This window comes from Alphaproteobacteria bacterium, assembly GCA_025800285.1.
Lineage (GTDB): Bacteria > Pseudomonadota > Alphaproteobacteria > JAOXRX01 > JAOXRX01 > JAOXRX01.
This window is the reverse complement of record JAOXRX010000050.1, coordinates 1-647: the sequence shown is the minus strand read 5'-3', so window position 1 is coordinate 647 and position 647 is coordinate 1. Positions and strand designations below refer to the sequence as shown.

Annotated in this window: 1 protein-coding gene; it reads right to left on the bottom strand. The window is 31.2% G+C overall.

The annotated features are described in order from the left end of the window. Positions 1-603, bottom strand: a 603-nt coding sequence (locus OIF36_02675) for an ammonia-forming cytochrome c nitrite reductase subunit c552 (GenBank protein MCV6599367.1), incomplete at its 3' end; no start/stop codon positions are given. Positions 604-647 lie beyond the last annotated feature (44 nt).

Here is a 647-nt window from a genome sequence, read left to right as displayed (position 1 = left end):
GTGACTTGCATCAGCAAGAGGAGTTAATCCAGCATCTTTTAAACCATCATCTAAATATTGTCTATTTACTGATAATTCCATAGTTTTTGGATTATGACAATCAACACAGCCAATAGGATTAACAATATCTGAACCATATTTTGACCATTTACCTGTATAATATTCTAAATCTCCTTGCTCATTCATAATTCTAGGTACATCAGGAGATTTACAGGTCCAACAGGCAGTTGGCATAGGACCAGATTTTTCATCAACAGGAGCTCCTGTTCTTAATGTATTTCTATTATCTTCAATAGCATAAAAGTGTCCTCTTGGAGCATTATAATCTTTAGCAAATCCATATCCTGCCCATAAAACAGCCAACTCAGGATATTTTTTTAACATATCTTCAATCTCATCACTTTCTTTTGTTTTTTTCCATGAATCAAATTGTCTTGGATAAAATTTTTTAAACTCTTCATTTTTAGTTTCCCATCTATCTATTTTAGGGACAGAATTTATAATTTTTTGTTCTTCTTTCTTTTCATTAATTGAAGCAATTAAAGCTGTTAAACAACCAATTGCTAATAATGAACCAGCAAGTAAGACTTTATACGTTTTCATCTTCTTTTCCTTCTTTACTTCATTCTTTCTTTAACACCTATGCT